A 20,242-nucleotide genomic window follows, 5' to 3' on the forward strand; every position below is an offset into this window, starting at 1 on the left:
AGCCTCTACCTTTAAGAGTTGCGTCTAATCTTTATCTTTCTTTAAACCCATTGTTTTAATAATTTCATCAGAGAGTGCCTTAACACCAGAGTGTTCTAGATGAATACCATCAGGAGCAAAGTATTCAGTATGGCCAGCTGATCTGCTGTACCAATCCACTAATTTCACATTTTTATGTTTCTCAGCCGCTTCTTTCATCAATTGGTTCACATGTTTTTCGTATGAACGCGGCACACGTGTGTTGACTAGATAAATATCCGCTTTACCAAATGAATCGATAACAGAATCAAGTTGATTTTTATCGAAATCTCCATTGGTACCTAATTCAATGATAACTTTGTCTCCTTTTTGATTGTAATGGCTATATTGAGAATCAATCAGCGGTTTCGCTTGGTACATGTTTCTGCCGACTTTACCATCAATCACTGAGCGCGGCACACTTTCTTTAAAGTATTCCCCGATATCTACCATTACGGAGTCACCAATTAAGAGCGGTTTTTCATCTTCGTAAACTTCTGTATTCTCTTCAGGTTCCTTGCCTCCGCCGTTGCCTAAGAAGTCCATCTTGCCATACGGAATAGGTCGAACTACATATTTATCAATACTATTTGTATCAAATTGTGTTGCCTTTTCTCCAACTGTATCTTTACCGTATTTATCGAATAAACCGGCTAATATCAAGATAAATGGAATCAAGATAAGTAGAATCAGAATCCAACGTACCACCGCACCTTTTGTCCATTTCTGCACTGACAAGGCTTTGAAACCTTTTTTGCGGAAAGGCGTTTCGACATAGCGATATGAAAATTCTGCCATTCCTACCGTCAAGAGCAAATCAATCAAATATACATATACCGGAATTTGTCCAGCTACAAAGTAACGATGCGTAAAGATAATCACTGGAAAATGCCATAAATATAAACTATACGAACGTTTGCCGAGATATACAAATATCGGATTGCCCATAAATCTGGCTAAGAGTCCTGACGGATGTACGATACTTGCAATTAAAAACAGAGTAATACCTGAAATCAAGTAGAATCCGCCGTTATAAATCCAATAACTTTGATCGTCTACATATATGAAGAGACAGATTAAAATCGCTAATGCAATGACCCCTACAATGTCTACGATAGACCGTACCGCAAGCGGCGGATCTTTCTTCAAACGATTCGGCGGCCAAACAAAGGCTAAAATTACACCTAGTAATAAAGTTTGCAATCTCGTATCTGTACCGAAATATACACGTGAGAAATTCATTCCCGGATGTGTCAAAAGTACCATTGCAAGTAATGAAACTAAGGATATTACCCAAAAAATCAATGTAATCTGTTTTGGTTTTTTAACTTTGCGAAGTAATAAGATTAAAACCAACGGGAAAAACAGATAAAATTGTTCTTCTATTGCTAATGACCACAGATGTTTCATCGGTTCAAATGAGAATTGGTCAAAATAGTTGACGTCTTTTGCAATGTACCACCAGTTGGATACATAAAAGAGGGCCGCAAATGCATCTTGTTTTACTCTTATGATTTCGTCTCTCTGTAATATCAATGTGATAATGGTCACGATGCTGACCACAAATACCATAGCTGGTATCAAGCGTTTAATTCGTCTATACCAGAATTTTTTTAAATCAATTCTTCCATTCTTTTTATATTCAATCAACAAGAGACTTGTAATCAAATATCCAGAAATAACAAAGAACGTATCTACACCTAAGAAGCCGCCTGCGAGCCATTGCTTATTTAAATGATAAATAATGATTCCTAGAACCGCAATCGCTCGTAACCCATCGAGGCCAGGCATGTAATTCATCTTCTTCGGCGAGTTGTTATTTCTTGAACTGCGCTTCAAATTGTTCATGCACTTACCTTTCTTTCCATTTTAAAATTTTCCGTTATACAGTGCTATGTATTTTTATATGGAAAGCACTATTGCGTCATAATTACCAATTGTAATCTTAATGTAATACTCTTGCAATATCAAGTTATTATATATATTTCGATTTAATTCTCAATATTAGAAAGACCTGCACAATTAAAATGTGACAATTTTATGATTATCTGTTCTGAAAAACAAAAAGAGAAACGATATACATCTATGCAAGGCTTTCGAACAGCTTCGTCTTTATAATGTATCGTTTCTCTTTATTGATAACTTTATTTAATTATATTAGCTGACACCTAACGCAATTTTTGCGTAACGTGACATCATATCTTTATTCCATGGCGGATTCCATACAATATTCACTTCTGTATCTTGAATTTCAGGAATCTCTGCAAGCACCATTTTAATTTGTTCGATGATTTGCGGTCCAAGCGGACATCCCATCGAAGTTAAAGTCATTTCAACTTTACATAAACCATCATCATCAAGGTCTACTTTATATATTAAACCCAAGTTTACGACATCAATGCCTAATTCAGGGTCAATTACATTTTCTAATGCGCCTAGAATATTATCTTTCAATGCTTCTTCCATTTCGCTCACCTCTCTAAGCAATAATTATTAATACAAATATATCAAATATCCGACAAAACTCCAATAAAATGCTATTATTAGAATACACTGAATTAGGTGTGAGGTTATACTGCAACGCTATTTCAATCTGATATGTTTGTAATTAGAATACATTGGATAAAATATTAACCTGACGTATAACCTTAGGAACTAAAATAGAAATAATTATGATGGCAATTATTTCTTTAACTCGTTTCCTCTTAGACTTGAATTTAACGATTTTATAAAATTTAACACCATCCCTCAGCATTAAGGAGATAATTTTATGGAACCTTATTTAATTTGTTTAGATTTAGACGGAACATTATTGAACGATGAAAAAGAAATCTCACCTTACACTTTAAAAGTCTTAGAAAAACTTAAAGAACAAGGTCATTATATTATGATAGCTACAGGCAGACCTTTTCGTGCCAGCAAGCCTTATTATGAACAATTAGGGCTTGATACTCCTATAGTCAATTTCAACGGGGCATTTGTACATAATCCAACTGATTCAAATGCACCTGTCACGCATGAAACGCTTGACCCGGATTTAGCTTCAAGTATTATTGAATCTCTGCAAAAAATGCAAGTTAAAAATATTATTGCCGAAGTAAAAGACCATGTTTATATCGATAATTTCGATCAACATTTATTCGATGGTTTTTCAATGGGTAACCCTAAAATTGAAACAGGTGATATTGTGAACCAATTGAAAGAACCGCCGACTTCAATTTTAATCGAAGCAGATGAAGTAATGATTCCTCGTGTTAAACAAATGCTGTCCCGCTTCTACGCTGAAAGTATCGAACATAGACATTGGGGCGCGCCTTTTCCAGTTATCGAAATTGTAAAAAGAGGTATTAGTAAGGCACGTGGCATTGACAGTGTCAAAGACGAATTAGGTATCGATCGTAATCACATTATTGCTTTCGGCGATGAAGATAATGATACAGAAATGATTAAATATGCTAAACATGGCGTTGCAATGGAAAATGGACTAGACGAACTCAAGCATATTGCTAATGAAATCACTTATTCTAATAATCAAAATGGCATTGGAAGATATCTGAATGATTTCTTCAGCCTGAATATCCCATATAATGAAGAAACGAAAGTTTATTCCAGATAAATTACTTTTTAGATTAAACAAGGTTTGCTTTAGTACATGTATAGATACGTACTCAAAGCCAATAACCTTGTCTTTTTCATATTTAAACACAAATGGAGGTAAAAATTATGACGAAAGTAATTGTAATCGGAGGCGTCGCTGGCGGGGCAACATTTGCCAGCCAACTCAGACGTTTAGATTCTGAATGTGAAATCACTCTATTCGAAAAAGACCGTGATGTTACCTTTGCAAACTGCGGCCTTCCCTATTATCTCGGCAACATCATCGAGAAGCGCTCAGAACTGTTACATTTCACTCCCGAACAATTTAAAGAAAAGAAAGATGTTACGGCTAAAGTATTTCATGAAGTAATTCATGTGGAGCCTAATCATCAAACAGTAACCGTGAAAGATTTAAAAAATAACACAACTTTTACTGAGGATTACGATTACTTAGTGATGAGTCCAGGTTGTCGTGCTAATCGACTTCCTTTAGACAGTGACATGATTTTTACTTTACGTAATTTAGAAGATACAGATGCGATTGAATCTTATATTGAAGAAAATAATGTACAGAAGGCTCTTATTGTAGGAGCAGGATATATCTCTTTAGAAGTGTTAGAGAACTTTTACAATAGAGGTATTCAAACCACGTTAATTCATCGTTCTGAAGCAATTAATAAATTGATGGACCAAGATATGAATCAAGTTATCTTTGATACGATGGATGAACAAAATATTGACTATCGTCTGAATGAAGAAGTTGAATCTGTAGACGGCAAAACGGTTCATTTCAAATCAGGAAAGGCGGAAGATTTTGATATCATTATTGAAGGCATCGGCATTAAGCCTAACACCGAATTTTTAGAAGACGCTGGCATCGAGGAAGACGATGCAGGTTACATTCCAGTAAACGAATTCTTCCAGACTAATTATCGAAATGTATATGCGATTGGTGATATTGCTTCTTATCGTTATCGCCACGTTGACTTGCCTACCCATGTTCCTTTAGCTTGGGGTGCGCATCGTGCAGCCAGCATTGTAGCTGAGCATATTACCCAAACTCGTAATATTCCTTTTAAAGGCTTTTTAGCTGCTAATGCAGTAAAATTCTTTGATTATACCTTAGCGAGTGTCGGCGTCACTCCTGCAGACTTGAAACACTTTGATTACACTATGGTCGAATCCAAGCAAATGAATCATGCAGGTTATTTCCCTGGCGCTGAACCACTTCACTTACGTGTGTATTTCGAAAAGAGTACTAGAAAAATCATCCGAGCAGCTGCTGTAGGCAAAGCAGGAGCCGATAAACGCATTGACATTTTATCTCTAGCTATGCAAAATGATATGACTGTAGATGAGCTGACTGAATTTGAAACTGCATATGCACCTCCATACAGTTCACCTAAAGATATTATTAATATGATCGGCTATAAAGCTCAAGAAAAATAACTGTTCAATATCTAATTGATATAAGAAACAAAATAATACATTAACAATTGTTGGTATTATAATCTTTAATCCTATATATGTTATGATTAAAAATGAAATATTGAAGAAATGAGGAAATCGTATGTTACACTTACACATTTTCAGCTGGGTAATCGGTATTATTTTATTTATCGTTTCTTACATCAGTTTTACTCAATCCGGCGTGCCGAAGAAAGCTTATAAACCACTGCATATGACTTTAAGATTATTCTTAGTATTAATCTTATTCAGCGGTGTTTGGCAAGTGGTAGAAGAATTTGCTACAGCAACAGGAAGCATGCACATGTTATTAACTTTAAAAATGGTATGTGGTGTCGGCGTTGTAGCGCTTATGGAAGTCACATTAGTACGTAAACAACGCGGTGTGTCTCATAAAGGTTTATTCTGGGGGACTATCGCACTAATTATCGTTACAATGGCTTTAGGTATTATCTTACCTGAAGGACCGATTTCAAGTATGTTCGGTATCGGAAAATAATATTCATAATAAACTCTGCTGCATCTTTTATACGATGTTCAGCAGAGTTTTTCATTGTATAAAAAAGAGATTAGAAATAAGTTGCATTACAACCTATTCCTAATCTCAGCGATTATTATTTCATGCTATTCTTCTTCTTTTGCAATAAAGTTTGTAAGTGTTCCGATATTATCAATCGTTACTTTGACTTCATCACCAGGTTGCAAGTATTGCGGAGGATTCATACCTGCTCCTACTCCTGCTGGTGTACCTGTTGCAATAATATCACCTGGATGTAATGCAACATATTTAGAAATTTCAGCGATTAACTCATCAATCTTAAGAATCATTTGACTCGTATTGCCATCTTGACGAATATCATTATTCACTTTAGTGACGATATTAACATCTTCTGGTGTAGGTAATTCATCTTTAGTAACGATATATGGTCCCATTGGGCAGCCGCCAGTTAAACTTTTAGACAGAAATGCCTGATCTTGTTGGCGTTGGGCTGTACGGTCAGTAATATCATTAATAATTGTATAACCATATACATAGTCTAAAGCTAAGCCTGTCGGAATTTTCTCTCCTGCTTTACCAATTACAACTCCTAGTTCACCTTCATAATCCAATGTGTCTGTAATATCTTTATGGTTAGGAATTGTAGATTCATCACCTGTTAAAGATGATGCAGCTTTAGTAAATACATATAATCTTTCTACGCTATGATTCAACTCATCTGCGTGTTTTTTATAATTACGGCCGAAAGCAATGACATTATTCGGTGGTGTCACAGGCGGTAAGAATTCAATATCAGAAAATTGAACTTTATAATCCTCTGAGTTAGAACTGTCTGTAGCCGCTACCACTGCTTTGCGGACTTGTTCTTGGAAATCTAAAGTATGGTTTTGTTCTAAACCTTCTAATAAAGTCTTAGGATGAAAATCACCTTCGCCAAAATCAGCAAAAACTTTTCTTAAATCCCAAGCTGCTTCTTCACGTTTTACCTTTACTCCATATGATGTTTCATCATTGTGTTTGAATGATAGGAATTTCATTCAGTATCAGCTCCTCATCTCAATCTTAATACTAATTATAACTATATTTTCAGAAAAATAACAAATATTTGTTAAGCGCTGTAACCTTCAGATTCAGTTTGTATAAAGGAACAACGCTCACTATTTAATTTTAATCCCTTACTTATTTCTTTACCCTTAGAATAAAGTGTTAATGCTCATGCTTTTCATCTAAAGATAATGTACCGAATTTGAAGAAGTATAGGAAACCTTTGACTTCTTTTTGCAAAATAGTTTCTAAAGCTGATTGATAATAATACATCTGAACTTTATAACGTGCTTTCAACTGCTCACCAAGTTCTTTATCAGAAACACCTCGGCGTCGGTTGAATGCATCGGTTTTATAATCCACGAAGAAATATTGACCATCTTTACGATAAATCAAGTCAATCATCCCTTGGATAATAGAAACATCTTCATCATTGCTCATCTGATGATCTACTTTAGCCTGATTGACTACAAATGGCATTTCACGCATAATCTGGTCACTTTGAGCGATGTCCATATATAGTTTACTCTCGATAAAGTCCATTACTTCGTCCATACGAATATCTGGCTTAGCATCATCTTCAATGATGTTCTTTTCAATTAATTCATCAATATATGCATCTAATTCAGCATTTGTCATTCTTTCTTCTTTGAACGGAAGATGTTGCATCACAGTATGCATAAGCGTCCCAATTTCATTTGCTTTACGTTTCTTATGTTGTCTCATGAATTTTGGTCGTTCGTACGTTGAAGCACCGAGTTGATATTGACGGACACGTTCATAACTTGTACCTGTTTCTTCAGTATCTAATTGTCGCTTTAATTCAGATACAGACTGTTTTGTCGGCTTAACAATATCGGCTGGATATGGATACTGATAATCTAGTTGTTCTTCGATCATTTGCTGGCGCTCTGGCTCTGTTGTTTGATAACTTACAATATCATTTACAGTACGGAAATCTTCATCTTCCTTATGCTGTATTTCCTGGGAAATTTCACTATAGTCGTCGATATGAATTTCCGCATAAGGATGAATCGAATCGTCCAATTCATCAATAATGCGTTCAAATTTCAAATCACGCGTTAAATTATTTGCCTGATATTTAGCTAGAATCGCATAGATAAGTTGCAAAGGATTTTTAACTTCTAAGCGGTAACTCATCGGCAACATGTTGTTTGAAATGGCAGTATTTAACATCTTGTCCAATTCTTTCTCTGCTTTGACGCGTCCAACTAAAAATAATTGCTCTTTAGCACGGGTCAAGGCAACATACATTAAACGCATTTCTTCAGATATCATTTCCTTTTCCGTTATAGCTCTTAAAGTTACTGAAGCTAGTGACGGATACGCTGCATCTTTCTCAACATCAAAATAAGTCATTCCCATTCCGTATTTCTGATTTAAAATAACCGGCTGATACAAATCGCTGCGGTTAAATTGTTTGCTCAAGCCTGAATAAATCACAAATGGAAATTCCAAACCCTTACTCGCATGAACAGTCATCATGCGGACCACATCGTCATTCGGCCCTACTACATTCTCTTCACCAAAGTCTTTTCCGCGATCAATGAGTTCATCGATAAAGCGAATAAATTGGAATAAACCGCGGAAGCTGGAATCTTCAAACTCCACAGCTTTATTGTATAAACCATACAAATTGGCACGGCGTCCCTTGCCGCCAATCATGCCACTGAAATATTGGATAACAAACCGGTCGTTGTAAAAGCGGTCAATCAATTGATAGACTGGATGTTCTAAACTGAAATCTTGATAAAATTTCAAGTCTTGAAGAAAATCTTGCAGTTTAGCAACTAAGCCTGAATCTGCCTCTTCGCTTTTTAAATAGTGCTGGATTGATTGATAGAAATAATCATCATTTGGGCTGCATACTCTGATTTGTGCTAGTTCATCCTCTGTAAATTGATAAATCACTGAACGCATGAGTCCGACAAGATAAATGTCTTGAAGCGGATTGTCTACCGTTCTTAAAAAGGATAAGACTAAACGAACTTCTGTCTGTTCAAAATAACCTTCCTTGCTATTAACATGAAAAGGAATATCTCTATTTTTAAAAGCTTGCTGCAATTCTCTAGAGCGATTATAACCGCGCTCTAAAATGACAATATCTTTATAAGAAGGCTTCCTATAGTTACCAGTAGACATATCATAAACCTCTCGATGATTCATAATATCTTCCACTTGGTTCACAATATATTCTGCTTCTTGTTCTGTTCCAGTCAACTCAGATTCATTATCCTCTACCATTACATTTAAATTCAGAGGATGCGGTTTCTCATCAAACGGCGCTCCATAGTAAAGTTGTGCCGCTTCATCATAAATAATTTCTCCTACTGATTCATCCATCATATGTTTAAATAAGTAATTAGTAGTAGAGAGTACTTCTGGACGCGAACGGAAATTTTGTGATAAATCAATGCGCATACCTGTTGAACCATCTTGAGAGAAGCGTGTATATTTCTCAATAAAGAGACTCGGATCAGCTTGTCTGAATTTATAAATAGACTGCTTTACATCCCCTACCATGAATAAGTTGCCGTTTGTTTCATCGCCGCGTTTGATACAGCTTAAAATCTGTTCTTGTACGCGGTTTGTATCTTGATATTCATCCACTAGTATTTCATCAAAGCTTTGACGATAATGTTTGGCAAGCTCTGTTGGCGTGCCGTCCTCATTCATTAAAATTTTCAGTGCAAAATGTTCATAGTCAGAGAAATCTAAGATATTTCGGCTTCTTTTCTTTTTAGAAAAGGTATCGATGACATCTTGAGCAATACGTGACAGTATTTCTACACGTGGCGCTAATCTTTCCATATCGACTTTCAAATCTTCAGCCGAGCGTGAAAAGTAGTCTTGTTGTACCTTTTCTACTGCACCTTTATAGTCATCATAATAAGCCTTGGCACTTTCTAAGCGTTCCAAATCACCCTCATTGGCTTCTTTGATTTTCTTAGTTGCACTTGGAAAACGTGCTACAAATCCATGCTTGCTTATTAATTCTGTATTCAATAGACCGCCTTCCATTGCGCGAGCCATAAATACACGTTCTTCTTCGACTACTTCTAATTGTTTATCCACGCCGGCAAGTTCACTGTATAAATCATAACTTTTATTGATATTTTCTAAAGCAGTATGCATAAACACTTTCGCTAAATCCATAAGTAATTCTAAAAATTCCTCTTGTACTTGTTCATCTCTATATGGATTGACTAATGAAGACAGCCATTGTTTAGGTTGAGGATTCGCTACTGCAAAAAAGTAAACTCTCTTAATAATTTGGCGCAGCTTGTCATCACTTCTATCAGATGAGAGTTGCTCAGATAAATCTATAAAAGCCTCGTTTAATTCAGCATAATACGCTTCTAACACTTCATCGATAGTTTGTTCTAACAATAGAATATTTTCCGCTTCACTACTTGTTCTGAAATTAGGATCAATATCTAACACGTCATAATGTTGTTGAATGAGTTTCAAACAAAAACTATGCAAAGTAGAAATTTGCGCTTGATGAATTTTCACCCTTTGGTTCTTCAAATGAGTGTTGCTAGGGTCATCTAGAGAAGCCTTTTGAATACGTTTCTCGACCCGATGTTTCATTTCTCTGGCACTCAAATTGGTGAATGTCACTACGAGCAAACGGTCGACATCTATTTCATCTTGAAGAATACGTTGAATGATACGTTCAACCAGAACTGCTGTTTTACCTGATCCTGCAGCAGCTGCTACTAAGGTATCTTGACCTTTCGCATAAATACTTTTCCATTGATCATCTGTCCAAATAACGTCATTCGGTTTTTCCGGTATCATTCGTCATCCTCCTCTTCATCTGGTGTTTGATTTAATAAATCAATCGGATTAATACTTTCATCCACTGTTCTATATTTCTTACTATCTATCATGCCATCAACATGACACACAGAACGATAATTGCAAAATTCGCAAGGCAGCTTCTGTTTATATTTCATGGGTGCCACTTCAGTGTGTCCATCCATAATATCCGAAGCAATTTGCACGAAGTTATTTTTATTATGTTCAATAAATTTATAAATGGTTTTCGAGTTTGCAACTTTACTACTCTTATTCAAATTACCTTTTGCGCCTACGTCTATTGGGACAATGTCTGACTTGAATTTAGGTTCTAATCTGGTATCTTCAGCATCAACGACTTCAGGATTGCTATTGATTAATCCATTTAATCTGAAGGATTTCAACAATTCTTCTTGTCTTTTTACTTCATCCATCTCAGCCCAATTGGAAAAATTAACACGCGGTTCGTGCACGTGGAAATATAATAAGCCTCCTGGTTCTGTGGACTCTGCTAAATTCAAGCGTTCTTTATTTTGCAGTACTACATCCATATAGGTCATCATCTGCATTTGCAATCCATAATAAACCTTCGTTAAATCTAGAGTTCCACTGTATTCTGATGATTTGTAATCAATTATATTCACAAAACTGCGGTCTTGATTGGTGTACGTATCAATACGGTCAATTTGGCCGCGGATATTTATCGGTATACCTTGAGAGGTATATAGTGATTCTGCTGCAAGCTGCTCATTAGAGCTAGGATTTTTTCTAAATGATTTTTCAAAAGCTTGAGGTCTGAATTTAGAAAAAGTACCTTGATATTTTAATGCTGTTAAAGTCGATTGCACAATCGCACCGATACGTACTGACATATAACGATAATATGCTGAGGAATTCAACAAGTTGTATTGGACTTCAGGCAAGATATTTTCTAAAGCTTCTTGTGTAAGTTGACGGATAGAAGCATCTGTAAGGTTACGGAAATCGCCATGGATTCTATCAGCAATATATTTCAATACAGAGTGGAAGATATCTCCTAAATCAAAATTCTCTAATTTATATTTCGTACGCTCATTCAGACGTAACCCGTGTGAAGTATAATGTTTGAATGGACACTGCTGATAGCCTTCAAATCGAGAAACGCTGGCATTGATTTTATCACCATATAGAGCTTTCGATAAAGAAGTATCTAATTGTACTGTTTTGTTATCGAAAGTTAAGGCAGATGTCAGATACTGCAATCCTTTATTCAAGCGCTCATTATGCAACATTGCTTGATAAGCTTCTAACCAAGTATCAGCAGTTAATTCATGATTCAACCATCCTTGCAATTCTTCAAACAGCAGAATTTTGGTTTGATGCGGATGTTCCATTACTCTCAACGGGTTGTATTGTGCAGCATATTGTACATTTAATATATTCAAATCAGTGTAAAGGTCACGAATATTATTAATAAACGGGCTGACTTCCTTTTCATCATTATTGAGACCCATTAAGCTATAAGAAAAAGTAACATTGGTCGTCGCTCTTGTCATTGCAATATAACACACAAAGGCTTCGTCCATTTGTAATACGTCAGCAGTCGGACTCAACTCAAGCTGTGTCTCTTCTTGGAAATATTTTTTCTCATCGTCACTGATTAATCCAGAATTAGAGATTGTTTGAGGCATTACCCCATCATTCATCCCTAACATATAAATTTGTTTTTTATTATCTACTTTAGCCAAATCCATGCTACCGATACTTACTTGGTCTAGCGTTTGAGGAATCATCACAAATTCTAATTGTTCTAATCCAACATCAAAGAGTTCAAGGAAACGCTTCTGTGTCATTTCTCTATCACCGAACACAGTAGCTAAGTCATCGAGTGTTTGAATAAAGCCATTCCACACTTGGTCCAGCTCTTCAGCTTGTTCATGTTCGCCGGCTAAATCTAATTCGTCTCGCTCTGTCATTAATTGACTCGGCAAATTGAATTCTTCAAACACTTCATAGAAAGCAGCCGCGTACGCCTCTGCAGTTTCCGCTTCACTCAATGCTTTTTCAAAACGCAAGATTTTATCTATCACAAAGTTCTTCATATCTATAACGCGTTGATAAACTTGTTGTGTTTCCTCTGTCATAGGTTGGCGCTTCAGACCCATTTGATTAAATTGTTCCAATTTAAAGTATTTATCATCTAACCAACGTTGACCATAAATACCACGTTCTAACACATAGTTTTCTAAGATGTCGATAAGATAGCGACTATCTTTAAATTCTTTCGTCAGTACTTGAGTCTTAAACAAACGCATTAATGGCTCGAAACTCCATTTCGTTTCAATCACTTCTAATAATGAACGAATCATTTCCATAACCGGATGATGCGTCATCGATTTCTTTGTATCAATATTAAATGGAATTTCAAATTCCGGAAAGATGCTTTCCATTAAATGCGCATAAGTATCATCACGATAGAGAATCGCTACATCTTGATAACGTATATTTTCCTCACGCGCTTTACGCAGAATCTCCCGTGCTACCGCATTTACTTCTTCACGAACATTTGAAGCCTCTAAAACATTAATATGCCCTTCTACGTTCGCTTTCTCAAAAAAGAGTTCATTGAAAGAACTTTCTAAATGTGATAAATCCTGATTTTCAAAGCGTTCTTGACTTGTAAAACGACGTAAGTTGAAAGGAATTTGTTGTCTTTGCGCAATTTCTTCAATGTGTGACAATGTCGCTGAAGTTTTTCTGAAAAGACTGAACGGGTCTTTATCCCCATTCGTAGTAAGCAACACACTGACAGATTTGGCGCATTGTGACAGCTTTTCTATAATTTGATATTCAAGCGTCGAGAAGTTATGGAAACCATCGATATAAATTTCTGACTTTCTCAGCCAAGCTGATTCATCCATTTTCTCAATAAATTTATAAAGTGTATCTTCTGAAGAAACGAAATTATCAGCTAACCGTTCTTCTAAATAATGATAAACAAGCGCAATATCATGTAATTTATCTTGTGTTCTTGTTTGCAATTGATTTTCAGCAATAAACTGTTCGAGTTGTGCGGGAGAAACAGCATACTTTTTAAAATCTTGAATTTGTTCACTTAACTTAGCACTAAATCCATAATATTTAGTTTGAGATTGGTATAAATTCAATTCAGGACGGTGTGACTGCAAGATATCAAAGACCATCATTTCTAATGCGCCTTTAGAAGCATAGTCTTCTGTCAAACCGCCTATTTCTTGAAATATTCTATGACTTAAGCGTTCAAAGTGCAAAACCTCAGTACGCATACTGCCATTAAGTTCTGGATCTTTCACGAAATCTTGTTCTAATTGAAAGGTGCTTTGTGTCGGTGCAATAATGATAATCGGATCTCCAAGTGGATCTTCTTTCATTTTAGTTTTAATCTCATCTAACATAGCATGAGACTTGCCAGTTCCTGCTCGCCCTATATATGCATTTAATTGACTCACGTTTTCTCCCCCTTTGTCCATATTGTAGCACATATGTTCTCATTCTTAATCACAAAAATTTCTATCTTATACGAAAAAAGCTGACACTATATTAAACGTTATAGCATCAGCATTTTCTTTTATTTAATTTAAATGTGAGTCTGAGAGTCAGTACTCATTTTAATATTTTGTATCAGGATTAAAGTTTACTTTAAAAGCTGTAAACGGCCAATAACGTAAGCTGACTTTACCGACAACTTGATCTTCGTCAATGAGTCCGAATGAACGACTGTCTTTACTTACTTCACGATTATCTCCTAATACTAATAATTTATTTTTAGGAATTGTATTGGAGCCATTTGCATTAGGCAAGTTTTTCACTTTGAAGCTGCCTGTAATTTCGTCGTAGCTTTTATGTTTTTCATTATAATCTAAGTAAGGTTCTTTAACTTTCTTACCATTTACATACAATTGGTCATGTTTATATTCAACACTGTCACCAGGCATACCGATAACACGTTTCACATAATCACTATCTTTATTGGCATGGAATACGATGACATTACCTTTTTCCAAGCCTCCTGTTTTAAAGCCGATCATATTAACGATTACTTTTTCTCCATCTTTTAAAGTCGGATACATTGAATCCCCGCGAACTGTATAAGATTTCGCAATAAAATTAGTTATTACTAAAACTAATACTAAAGCAATCGCTATGGCAATTATCCATTCTCTTATTTCCTTCTTCACTATAAGACACCTCAATTATTCGTTGAATGAAATCCCAAACTTATTCCAAGGATAATATCGCAAAACTACATTTCCTACAATATCTTTTTGTTGAATTGTGCCGAATGTCCGAGAATCATTTGAATCAGCACGGTTATCGTTAAGAATAAAATACTGTTTCGGCGGAACAATATCTCCTTCAGAGTGTTTGACATTTCGCAATGCTAAATTTTTAATTTGTGCTTGCACACGATAATTCTCTTTAACCATTTGATCATCACGATAAAGTCGACTGTCTTTAAATTCAACAGATTGTCCTGGCAATCCAATTACTCTTCCAAAATAGGTGTTGCCCTTTTGTTTGTACATCACGATATCGCCATTATGTAAGCGATTGAAAGTGTTCTGTACTTTACTTATTAAAATGCGGTCTCCATGCTTTAACGCAGGTGACATTTCATTATTCGGGACAACTGCGCCGATAATCAGAAAAGCTTGAATCAACATTACAATAATAATCGCAATTATCAATGAAAGCAAATATTTTACAATTTTACGCACGTTATACTCCCTCTATTTTATAAAGCGTTTTTCTAAACGGCGGCTCAAATACCATAAGCCTGCAAGGATAATAATCATAATGCCGACACGTATCGGGCTAGATAAAATACTATGCATATCTCTGCCTAACACACCTGTTAAGGCCATTGCAACCAAGTTAGAAACAGCAAGCACTAAAAAGAAGGTGCGTATTTTCATTTTAGATAATCCTGCTACTACATTCATCAAGGCACTTGGCGTAAACGGGAAACACAACATAATAAAGATAGGCGTAACACCCTGTCTATTTACGAAATTTAAAAATTTACGCACGTCTTTTCTACTTTTTACTTTATCCATAACAGCAGTATTGGCAAAGGCTCTGACAATTAAAAAGACTACAAAGCTCCCTAAAAATGTTCCTAGCCAAGAAATGATAATTCCTAGGAACAAACCAAAGGTATCTACATTGACAAAAACAAATACAAATAATGGAAGGACTGGAATAAATGATTCAATAAAAGGAAGTAAAAACCCTAATAAATAACCGAAGTCTCCCATTGAGTGCATCCAACTTTCAACTTGATGTGCTGACATATATCCACCCATCTCTCTATGTAATACAATTAATACTATTATAGATGGAAACGGTGTATTTTGAAACCGAAAAAGAATAACTTATTCATTTGCTGTGCACGCATTTTTACTTTTAAAACAATTAAGCTGTTCTAAGTATAAAAAAATTCCTTACAACTGAAATCAGTCTACAGTTGTAAGGAATTGTATATTTTTATAGAAATTACAAGCGATCTTCTAATTCTTGTTTTTTATCTTCGTAACCTGGTTTACCAAGTAAAGCAAACATGTTTTGTTTGTATGCTTCTACACCTGGTTGGTTGAATGGATTAACGCCTAATTGATAGCCGCTCATCGCACAAGCTAATTCAAAGAAGTATACTAAGTAGCCGAATGTTTCTGGGTCGATACGCGGAATTTTGACTACCATGTTTGGTACTTCACCATCAGTATGTGCTAATAATGTACCTTGGAAAGCTTTAGTGTTAACTTCATCAATTGTTTTACCAGCCAGATAGTTTAAACCATCTAAATCATCTGGGTCTTTTTCAATTGTGATATTATATTTTGGTTCTTCAACTTTAACCACTGTTTCGAACAAGAAACGACGTCCTTCTTGAACATATTGGCCTAATGAGTGCAAGTCAGTTGTATAGTTGGCACTTGATGGGTAAATGCCTTTAAAGTCTTTACCTTCTGATTCACCGTATAATTGTTTCCACCATTCATTGAAATATTGCAATGAAGGTTCGTAGTTGATCAACATTTCTGTTGTATAGCCTTTAGCATATAAGATATTACGCAATGTAGCATATTGGTAAGCGATATTATCTTCAAGTTTATCAGATGATAATTCTTCACGCGCTTTAGCCGCACCATCCATCATTGCTTGGATATCGATACCTGCTGCTGCAATCGGTAATAAACCTACTGCAGTTAATACAGAATAACGTCCTCCTACATCATCTGGAACTACGAAAGTTTCATAATCTTCATTAGTTGCAAGTTGTTTCAACGCACCTTTTTCTTTATCAGTAGTAGCAAAAATACGTTGTTTCGCTTCATCTTTGCCATATTTATCTTCTAAAAGTTGTTTAAAGAGTCTGAACGCAACTGCTGGTTCTGTAGTAGTACCTGATTTAGAAATGACATTGACTGAATAATCTTTACCATCTAAATATTGAATCAAGTCATGTAAATAAGTTGAAGATAAGTGGTTGCCTGCAAAGACGATTTCAGGATATTCGTCGCTATTTCTGAAAGCAGAACTTAACATTTCAATTGCAGCGCGCGCGCCAAGGTAAGAACCACCGATACCTACTACTACTAATACATCAGAGTGTTCTTTAATACGTTTCGCTGCTTCTAAGATACGTGAAAATTCTTCTTTATCGTAATCAACAGGTAAGTCTAACCAACCTAAGAAGTCACTGCCTGCACCAGTGCCTTCATGAATAATACGGTGGATTGTTTTAACGATTTCTTGTTGTTGAGTTAATTCGTGTTCGCCAACAAATTTTAAAGCTTTGTTATAGTCTAGCTCAATATGTGTCATATGAACTTCCTCCTGCTCTTTTATTTCAACCATAGTTTACTAAATTTCTGACAATGCTTTCAATAAAATTGTTTGTATATTTGTAATTACCGTGTGTAATTGTAACTAAAACGTCAAGTTTCTCACTCTTCTATAAAAAACGTTTTTAAACTTGAAGTATTTTAATCACTTATTTATGAAAAATGCATAAAGAAACCTATAACCGCTTGGTTGTCGACCACTTTTAGAGTGAACTTTCATTATTTTGTATATTTATGTAAAATAATGGTTTATTTCTCATAAGTAATCTGCTATGATGTATACATGTTAAAAAATTCTAACTATTCTAACGAGGTGTAAAATTATGAAAGAAAAAATCGTGTTAGCCTATTCAGGCGGATTAGATACAAGTGTTGCAGTTCAATGGCTGATCGATAAAGGTTACGATGTCGTTGCTTGCTGTTTAGATGTCGGTGAAGGCAAAGACTTAGATCAAGTTTATCAAAAAGCCTTAGATATGGGCGCTGTTGAATGTTATATCATTGATGCAACTGAAGAATTCAGTGATGAATATGTCAGTTACGCAATAAAAGGAAACTTGATGTATGAAAATACTTATCCAGTCGTTTCAGCATTATCAAGACCTTTAATTTCAAAAAAATTAGTAGAAATCGCTGAAAAAACAGATGCTGTAGGTATCGCTCATGGATGTACAGGTAAAGGGAATGACCAAGTACGTTTCGAAGTAGCTATTAAAGCATTAAATCCTGAATTAAAAGTATTTGCGCCAGTGCGTGCTTGGGGCTGGAGCCGTGAAGAAGAAATCGATTATGCTATCAAACATAATATTCCAGTACCTATCAATCATGATTCTCCTTATTCTATCGACCAGAATTTATGGGGTCGTGCAAATGAATGCGGTATCTTAGAGGATCCTTATGCAGCACCTCCAGCTGATGCCTTTGATTTAACACGAGAAATTGAAGACACACCAGATACACCGGATGAGATTGTGCTTCATTTTGAAAAAGGTATTCCTGTTTCAGTTGATAATAAAGAGTTTCCATTAGACGAATTAATTCTTTATTTAAATGATTTAGCTGGTAAACATGGAATCGGCCGTATCGACCACGTTGAGAATAGATTAGTAGGTATTAAATCTCGTGAAATTTATGAAACTCCAGGCGCTGAAGTAATTTTAAAAGCACATAAAGCATTGGAGACAATTACGTTGACTAAAGATGTTGCGCACTTTAAACCTGTAATTGAAAAACAATTTGCAGAACAAACTTATAATGGTTTATGGTTCTCACCTTTGACAGATTCATTGAAATTATTTATTGATTCTACGCAAGAACATGTTACTGGGGACGTACGTGTTAAATTATTCAAAGGTAATGCGACAGTGAACGGCAGACGTTCCCCATATTCTTTATATAATGAAAAACTTGCTACTTATACTAAAGAAGATGCTTTCAACCAAGAAGCAGCAATAGGATTTATCGAAATTTACGGTTTGCCGACTGAAGTTAATTCTATGTTGCACGGAGGTTATTCTAATGAGTAATAAAGCTTGGGGCGGACGTTTTCAATCTGAGCCAGAAGCATGGGTAGATGCTTTCAATGCTTCTATCAACTTTGACCATCTGCTGATTGATGAAGATATTCAAGGCAGCATTGCACATGCAACGATGTTAGCCAAACAAGATATCCTCACTCAAGAAGAAAGTGAGACCATCATTAAAGGCCTTCAAGATATTCAACAAGATTATCATGACGGCAAAGTTGAATTTACAGAAGCTTTGGAAGATATTCATTTAAATATTGAACATGAATTAATTGAAAGAATCGGGTCTGTCGGCGGCAAATTGCATACTGGACGTAGCCGTAATGACCAAGTCGCTACAGATTTACATCTGTATACTAAAAAAGCAGTCAAAGAAATCATTAATTTAATCCATTCGTTGCAAGAAACAATTGTCAAATTAGCAGATGAGCATGTAGATACTATTATGCCAGGCTATACCCATCTGCAACGTGCGCAGCCTATTTCTTTCGCACATCATATTATGACGTATTTCTGGATGTTAGAACGTGATAAAAACCGCTTCGAAGATGCATTGAAGCGTATTGATATCAATCCGTTAGGTGCTGCTGCTCTTAGTGGTACTACTCATCCTATCGACCGCGCAAAAACTCAAGAGTTATTAAATTTCGGTTCTTTATATGAGAATAGTTTAGATGCAGTCAGCGACCGTGATTTTGTAGTAGAAACACTTAATGCAATTTCCTTAGTCATGATTCATCTGTCTCGCTTCTCTGAAGAAATCATTTTTTGGTCGACTGATGAAGCTAAATTTATCACTTTATCTGATGCTTTCTCTACAGGCTCATCGATTATGCCTCAAAAGAAAAATCCAGATATGGCAGAGCTGATTCGTGGTAAAACTGGACGTGCTACTGGCCATTTAATGAGTATGCTAATGACTTTAAAAGGATTGCCGCTTGCCTATAACAAAGATATGCAAGAAGATAAAGAAGGTTTATTTGATGCAGTGCATACCGTAACTGGATCACTGCGTATCTTTGAAGGTATGCTAGCATCCTTAACTGTTAATACAGATCGTTTAAACGAAACGGTACATCAAGATTTTTCAAATGCAACTGAATTAGCAGACTATCTCGTGGAAAAAGATGTTCCATTTAGAGAAGCTCATGCAATTGTAGGACAAATTGTATATTGGTGCATTCAACATGATTGCTACTTGCTAGATGTACCGCTTGAAAAATACCAAGAATTTTCATCTAAAATCGATGACACGATTTATAACTATTTGAAACCTGAAAACTGCCTTAAACGTAGAAAGAGTTATGGTTCTACAGGTCAAGAAGCAGTTCGTCATCAAATAGATGTCGCTAAAGACTTATTGTCATAAAAACTAGCCGCTTCTTATCACTGCTGTGATT

14 protein-coding genes are annotated in these 20,242 nt (G+C 35.7%); 5 read left to right on the forward strand and 9 right to left on the reverse strand.

The window, feature by feature from the left end:
- Positions 1–24: 24 nt before the first annotated feature.
- Positions 25–1,866, reverse strand: coding sequence for an acyltransferase family protein (locus tag CKV71_RS09675; RefSeq protein WP_095106268.1), 1,842 nt, complete (start codon positions 1,864–1,866; stop codon positions 25–27).
- A gap of 309 nt (positions 1,867–2,175) precedes the next feature.
- Positions 2,176–2,484: a metal-sulfur cluster assembly factor gene (locus CKV71_RS09680; RefSeq protein WP_095106270.1), complete on the reverse strand. Its 309-nt coding sequence runs from the start codon at positions 2,482–2,484 to the stop codon at positions 2,176–2,178.
- 304 nt (positions 2,485–2,788) lie between these two features.
- Here CKV71_RS09680 and CKV71_RS09685 point away from each other — a divergent pair, with 304 nt between their 5' ends.
- The 3 genes from CKV71_RS09685 (at position 2,789) to CKV71_RS09695 (ending at position 5,581) form a co-directional block, all read left to right on the forward strand.
- Complete coding sequence (locus CKV71_RS09685; protein WP_095106272.1) at positions 2,789–3,634, forward strand: Cof-type HAD-IIB family hydrolase; 846 nt, start codon at positions 2,789–2,791, stop codon at positions 3,632–3,634.
- 107 nt (positions 3,635–3,741) lie between these two features.
- Positions 3,742–5,064 carry a CoA-disulfide reductase gene (locus tag CKV71_RS09690; RefSeq protein ID WP_095106274.1) on the forward strand — a complete coding sequence of 441 codons (1,323 nt, stop codon included), beginning with the start codon at positions 3,742–3,744 and terminating at the stop codon, positions 5,062–5,064.
- 121 nt (positions 5,065–5,185) lie between these two features.
- Positions 5,186–5,581 carry a YisL family protein gene (locus CKV71_RS09695; protein ID WP_095106276.1) on the forward strand — a complete coding sequence of 132 codons (396 nt, stop codon included), beginning with the start codon at positions 5,186–5,188 and terminating at the stop codon, positions 5,579–5,581.
- Between the two features lie 125 nt (positions 5,582–5,706).
- Here the strand turns inward: CKV71_RS09695 and CKV71_RS09700 are convergent, their stop codons facing one another.
- The 7 genes from CKV71_RS09700 to CKV71_RS09730 form a co-directional block, all read right to left on the reverse strand.
- Positions 5,707–6,618, reverse strand: a complete 912-nt coding sequence (locus CKV71_RS09700) for a fumarylacetoacetate hydrolase family protein (RefSeq protein ID WP_095106279.1) — start codon at positions 6,616–6,618, stop codon at positions 5,707–5,709.
- A gap of 169 nt (positions 6,619–6,787) precedes the next feature.
- On the reverse strand, positions 6,788–10,450 hold the full coding sequence (addA, locus tag CKV71_RS09705; protein WP_095106284.1) for a helicase-exonuclease AddAB subunit AddA: 3,663 nt from the start codon (positions 10,448–10,450) through the stop codon (positions 6,788–6,790).
- Positions 10,447–13,917, reverse strand: coding sequence for a helicase-exonuclease AddAB subunit AddB (addB, locus tag CKV71_RS09710; protein WP_257213579.1), 3,471 nt, complete (start codon positions 13,915–13,917; stop codon positions 10,447–10,449). Before addB ends, addA begins: the two co-directional genes overlap by 4 nt.
- Positions 13,918–14,076: 159 nt before the next feature.
- Positions 14,077–14,646, reverse strand: coding sequence for a signal peptidase I (gene lepB, locus CKV71_RS09715; protein ID WP_095106288.1), 570 nt, complete (start codon positions 14,644–14,646; stop codon positions 14,077–14,079).
- Between the two features lie 15 nt (positions 14,647–14,661).
- On the reverse strand, positions 14,662–15,186 hold the full coding sequence (gene lepB, locus CKV71_RS09720) for a signal peptidase I (protein ID WP_095106290.1): 525 nt from the start codon (positions 15,184–15,186) through the stop codon (positions 14,662–14,664).
- Positions 15,187–15,198: 12 nt separating this feature from the next.
- Positions 15,199–15,762: a TVP38/TMEM64 family protein gene (locus CKV71_RS09725; protein WP_095106292.1), complete on the reverse strand. Its 564-nt coding sequence runs from the start codon at positions 15,760–15,762 to the stop codon at positions 15,199–15,201.
- Positions 15,763–15,964: 202 nt separating this feature from the next.
- Positions 15,965–17,296 carry a glucose-6-phosphate isomerase gene (locus tag CKV71_RS09730; protein WP_095106294.1) on the reverse strand — a complete coding sequence of 444 codons (1,332 nt, stop codon included), beginning with the start codon at positions 17,294–17,296 and terminating at the stop codon, positions 15,965–15,967.
- 343 nt (positions 17,297–17,639) lie between these two features.
- Between CKV71_RS09730 and CKV71_RS09735 the strand changes: the two genes are divergently transcribed.
- Positions 17,640–18,842 (forward strand): argininosuccinate synthase, encoded by a 1,203-nt coding sequence (locus tag CKV71_RS09735; protein ID WP_095106296.1) that lies wholly within the window; start codon positions 17,640–17,642, stop codon positions 18,840–18,842.
- A complete protein-coding gene (argH, locus tag CKV71_RS09740) occupies positions 18,835–20,211 on the forward strand; it encodes an argininosuccinate lyase (protein ID WP_095106299.1) in 1,377 nt (458 codons plus the stop codon). Before CKV71_RS09735 ends, argH begins: the two co-directional genes overlap by 8 nt.
- Positions 20,212–20,242: the final 31 nt, after the last annotated feature.

The organism is Staphylococcus piscifermentans (genome assembly GCF_900186985.1).
Classification (GTDB): Bacteria; Bacillota; Bacilli; order Staphylococcales; family Staphylococcaceae; genus Staphylococcus; species Staphylococcus piscifermentans.

What these genes read in the sequence shown, in the direction of transcription:
- CKV71_RS09675 (WP_095106268.1), bottom strand. Translation starts at nt 1,866, where the DNA reads ATGAACAATTTGAAGCGCAGTTCAAGAAATAACAACTCGCCGAAGAAG.
- CKV71_RS09680 (WP_095106270.1), bottom strand. Translation starts at nt 2,484, where the DNA reads ATGGAAGAAGCATTGAAAGATAATATTCTAGGCGCATTAGAAAATGTA.
- CKV71_RS09685 (WP_095106272.1), top strand. Translation starts at nt 2,789, where the DNA reads ATGGAACCTTATTTAATTTGTTTAGATTTAGACGGAACATTATTGAAC.
- CKV71_RS09690 (WP_095106274.1), top strand. Translation starts at nt 3,742, where the DNA reads ATGACGAAAGTAATTGTAATCGGAGGCGTCGCTGGCGGGGCAACATTT.
- CKV71_RS09695 (WP_095106276.1), top strand. Translation starts at nt 5,186, where the DNA reads ATGTTACACTTACACATTTTCAGCTGGGTAATCGGTATTATTTTATTT.
- CKV71_RS09700 (WP_095106279.1), bottom strand. Translation starts at nt 6,618, where the DNA reads ATGAAATTCCTATCATTCAAACACAATGATGAAACATCATATGGAGTA.
- addA (WP_095106284.1), bottom strand. Translation starts at nt 10,450, where the DNA reads ATGATACCGGAAAAACCGAATGACGTTATTTGGACAGATGATCAATGG.
- CKV71_RS09725 (WP_095106292.1), bottom strand. Translation starts at nt 15,762, where the DNA reads ATGTCAGCACATCAAGTTGAAAGTTGGATGCACTCAATGGGAGACTTC.
- CKV71_RS09730 (WP_095106294.1), bottom strand. Translation starts at nt 17,296, where the DNA reads ATGACACATATTGAGCTAGACTATAACAAAGCTTTAAAATTTGTTGGC.
- CKV71_RS09735 (WP_095106296.1), top strand. Translation starts at nt 17,640, where the DNA reads ATGAAAGAAAAAATCGTGTTAGCCTATTCAGGCGGATTAGATACAAGT.
- argH (WP_095106299.1), top strand. Translation starts at nt 18,835, where the DNA reads ATGAGTAATAAAGCTTGGGGCGGACGTTTTCAATCTGAGCCAGAAGCA.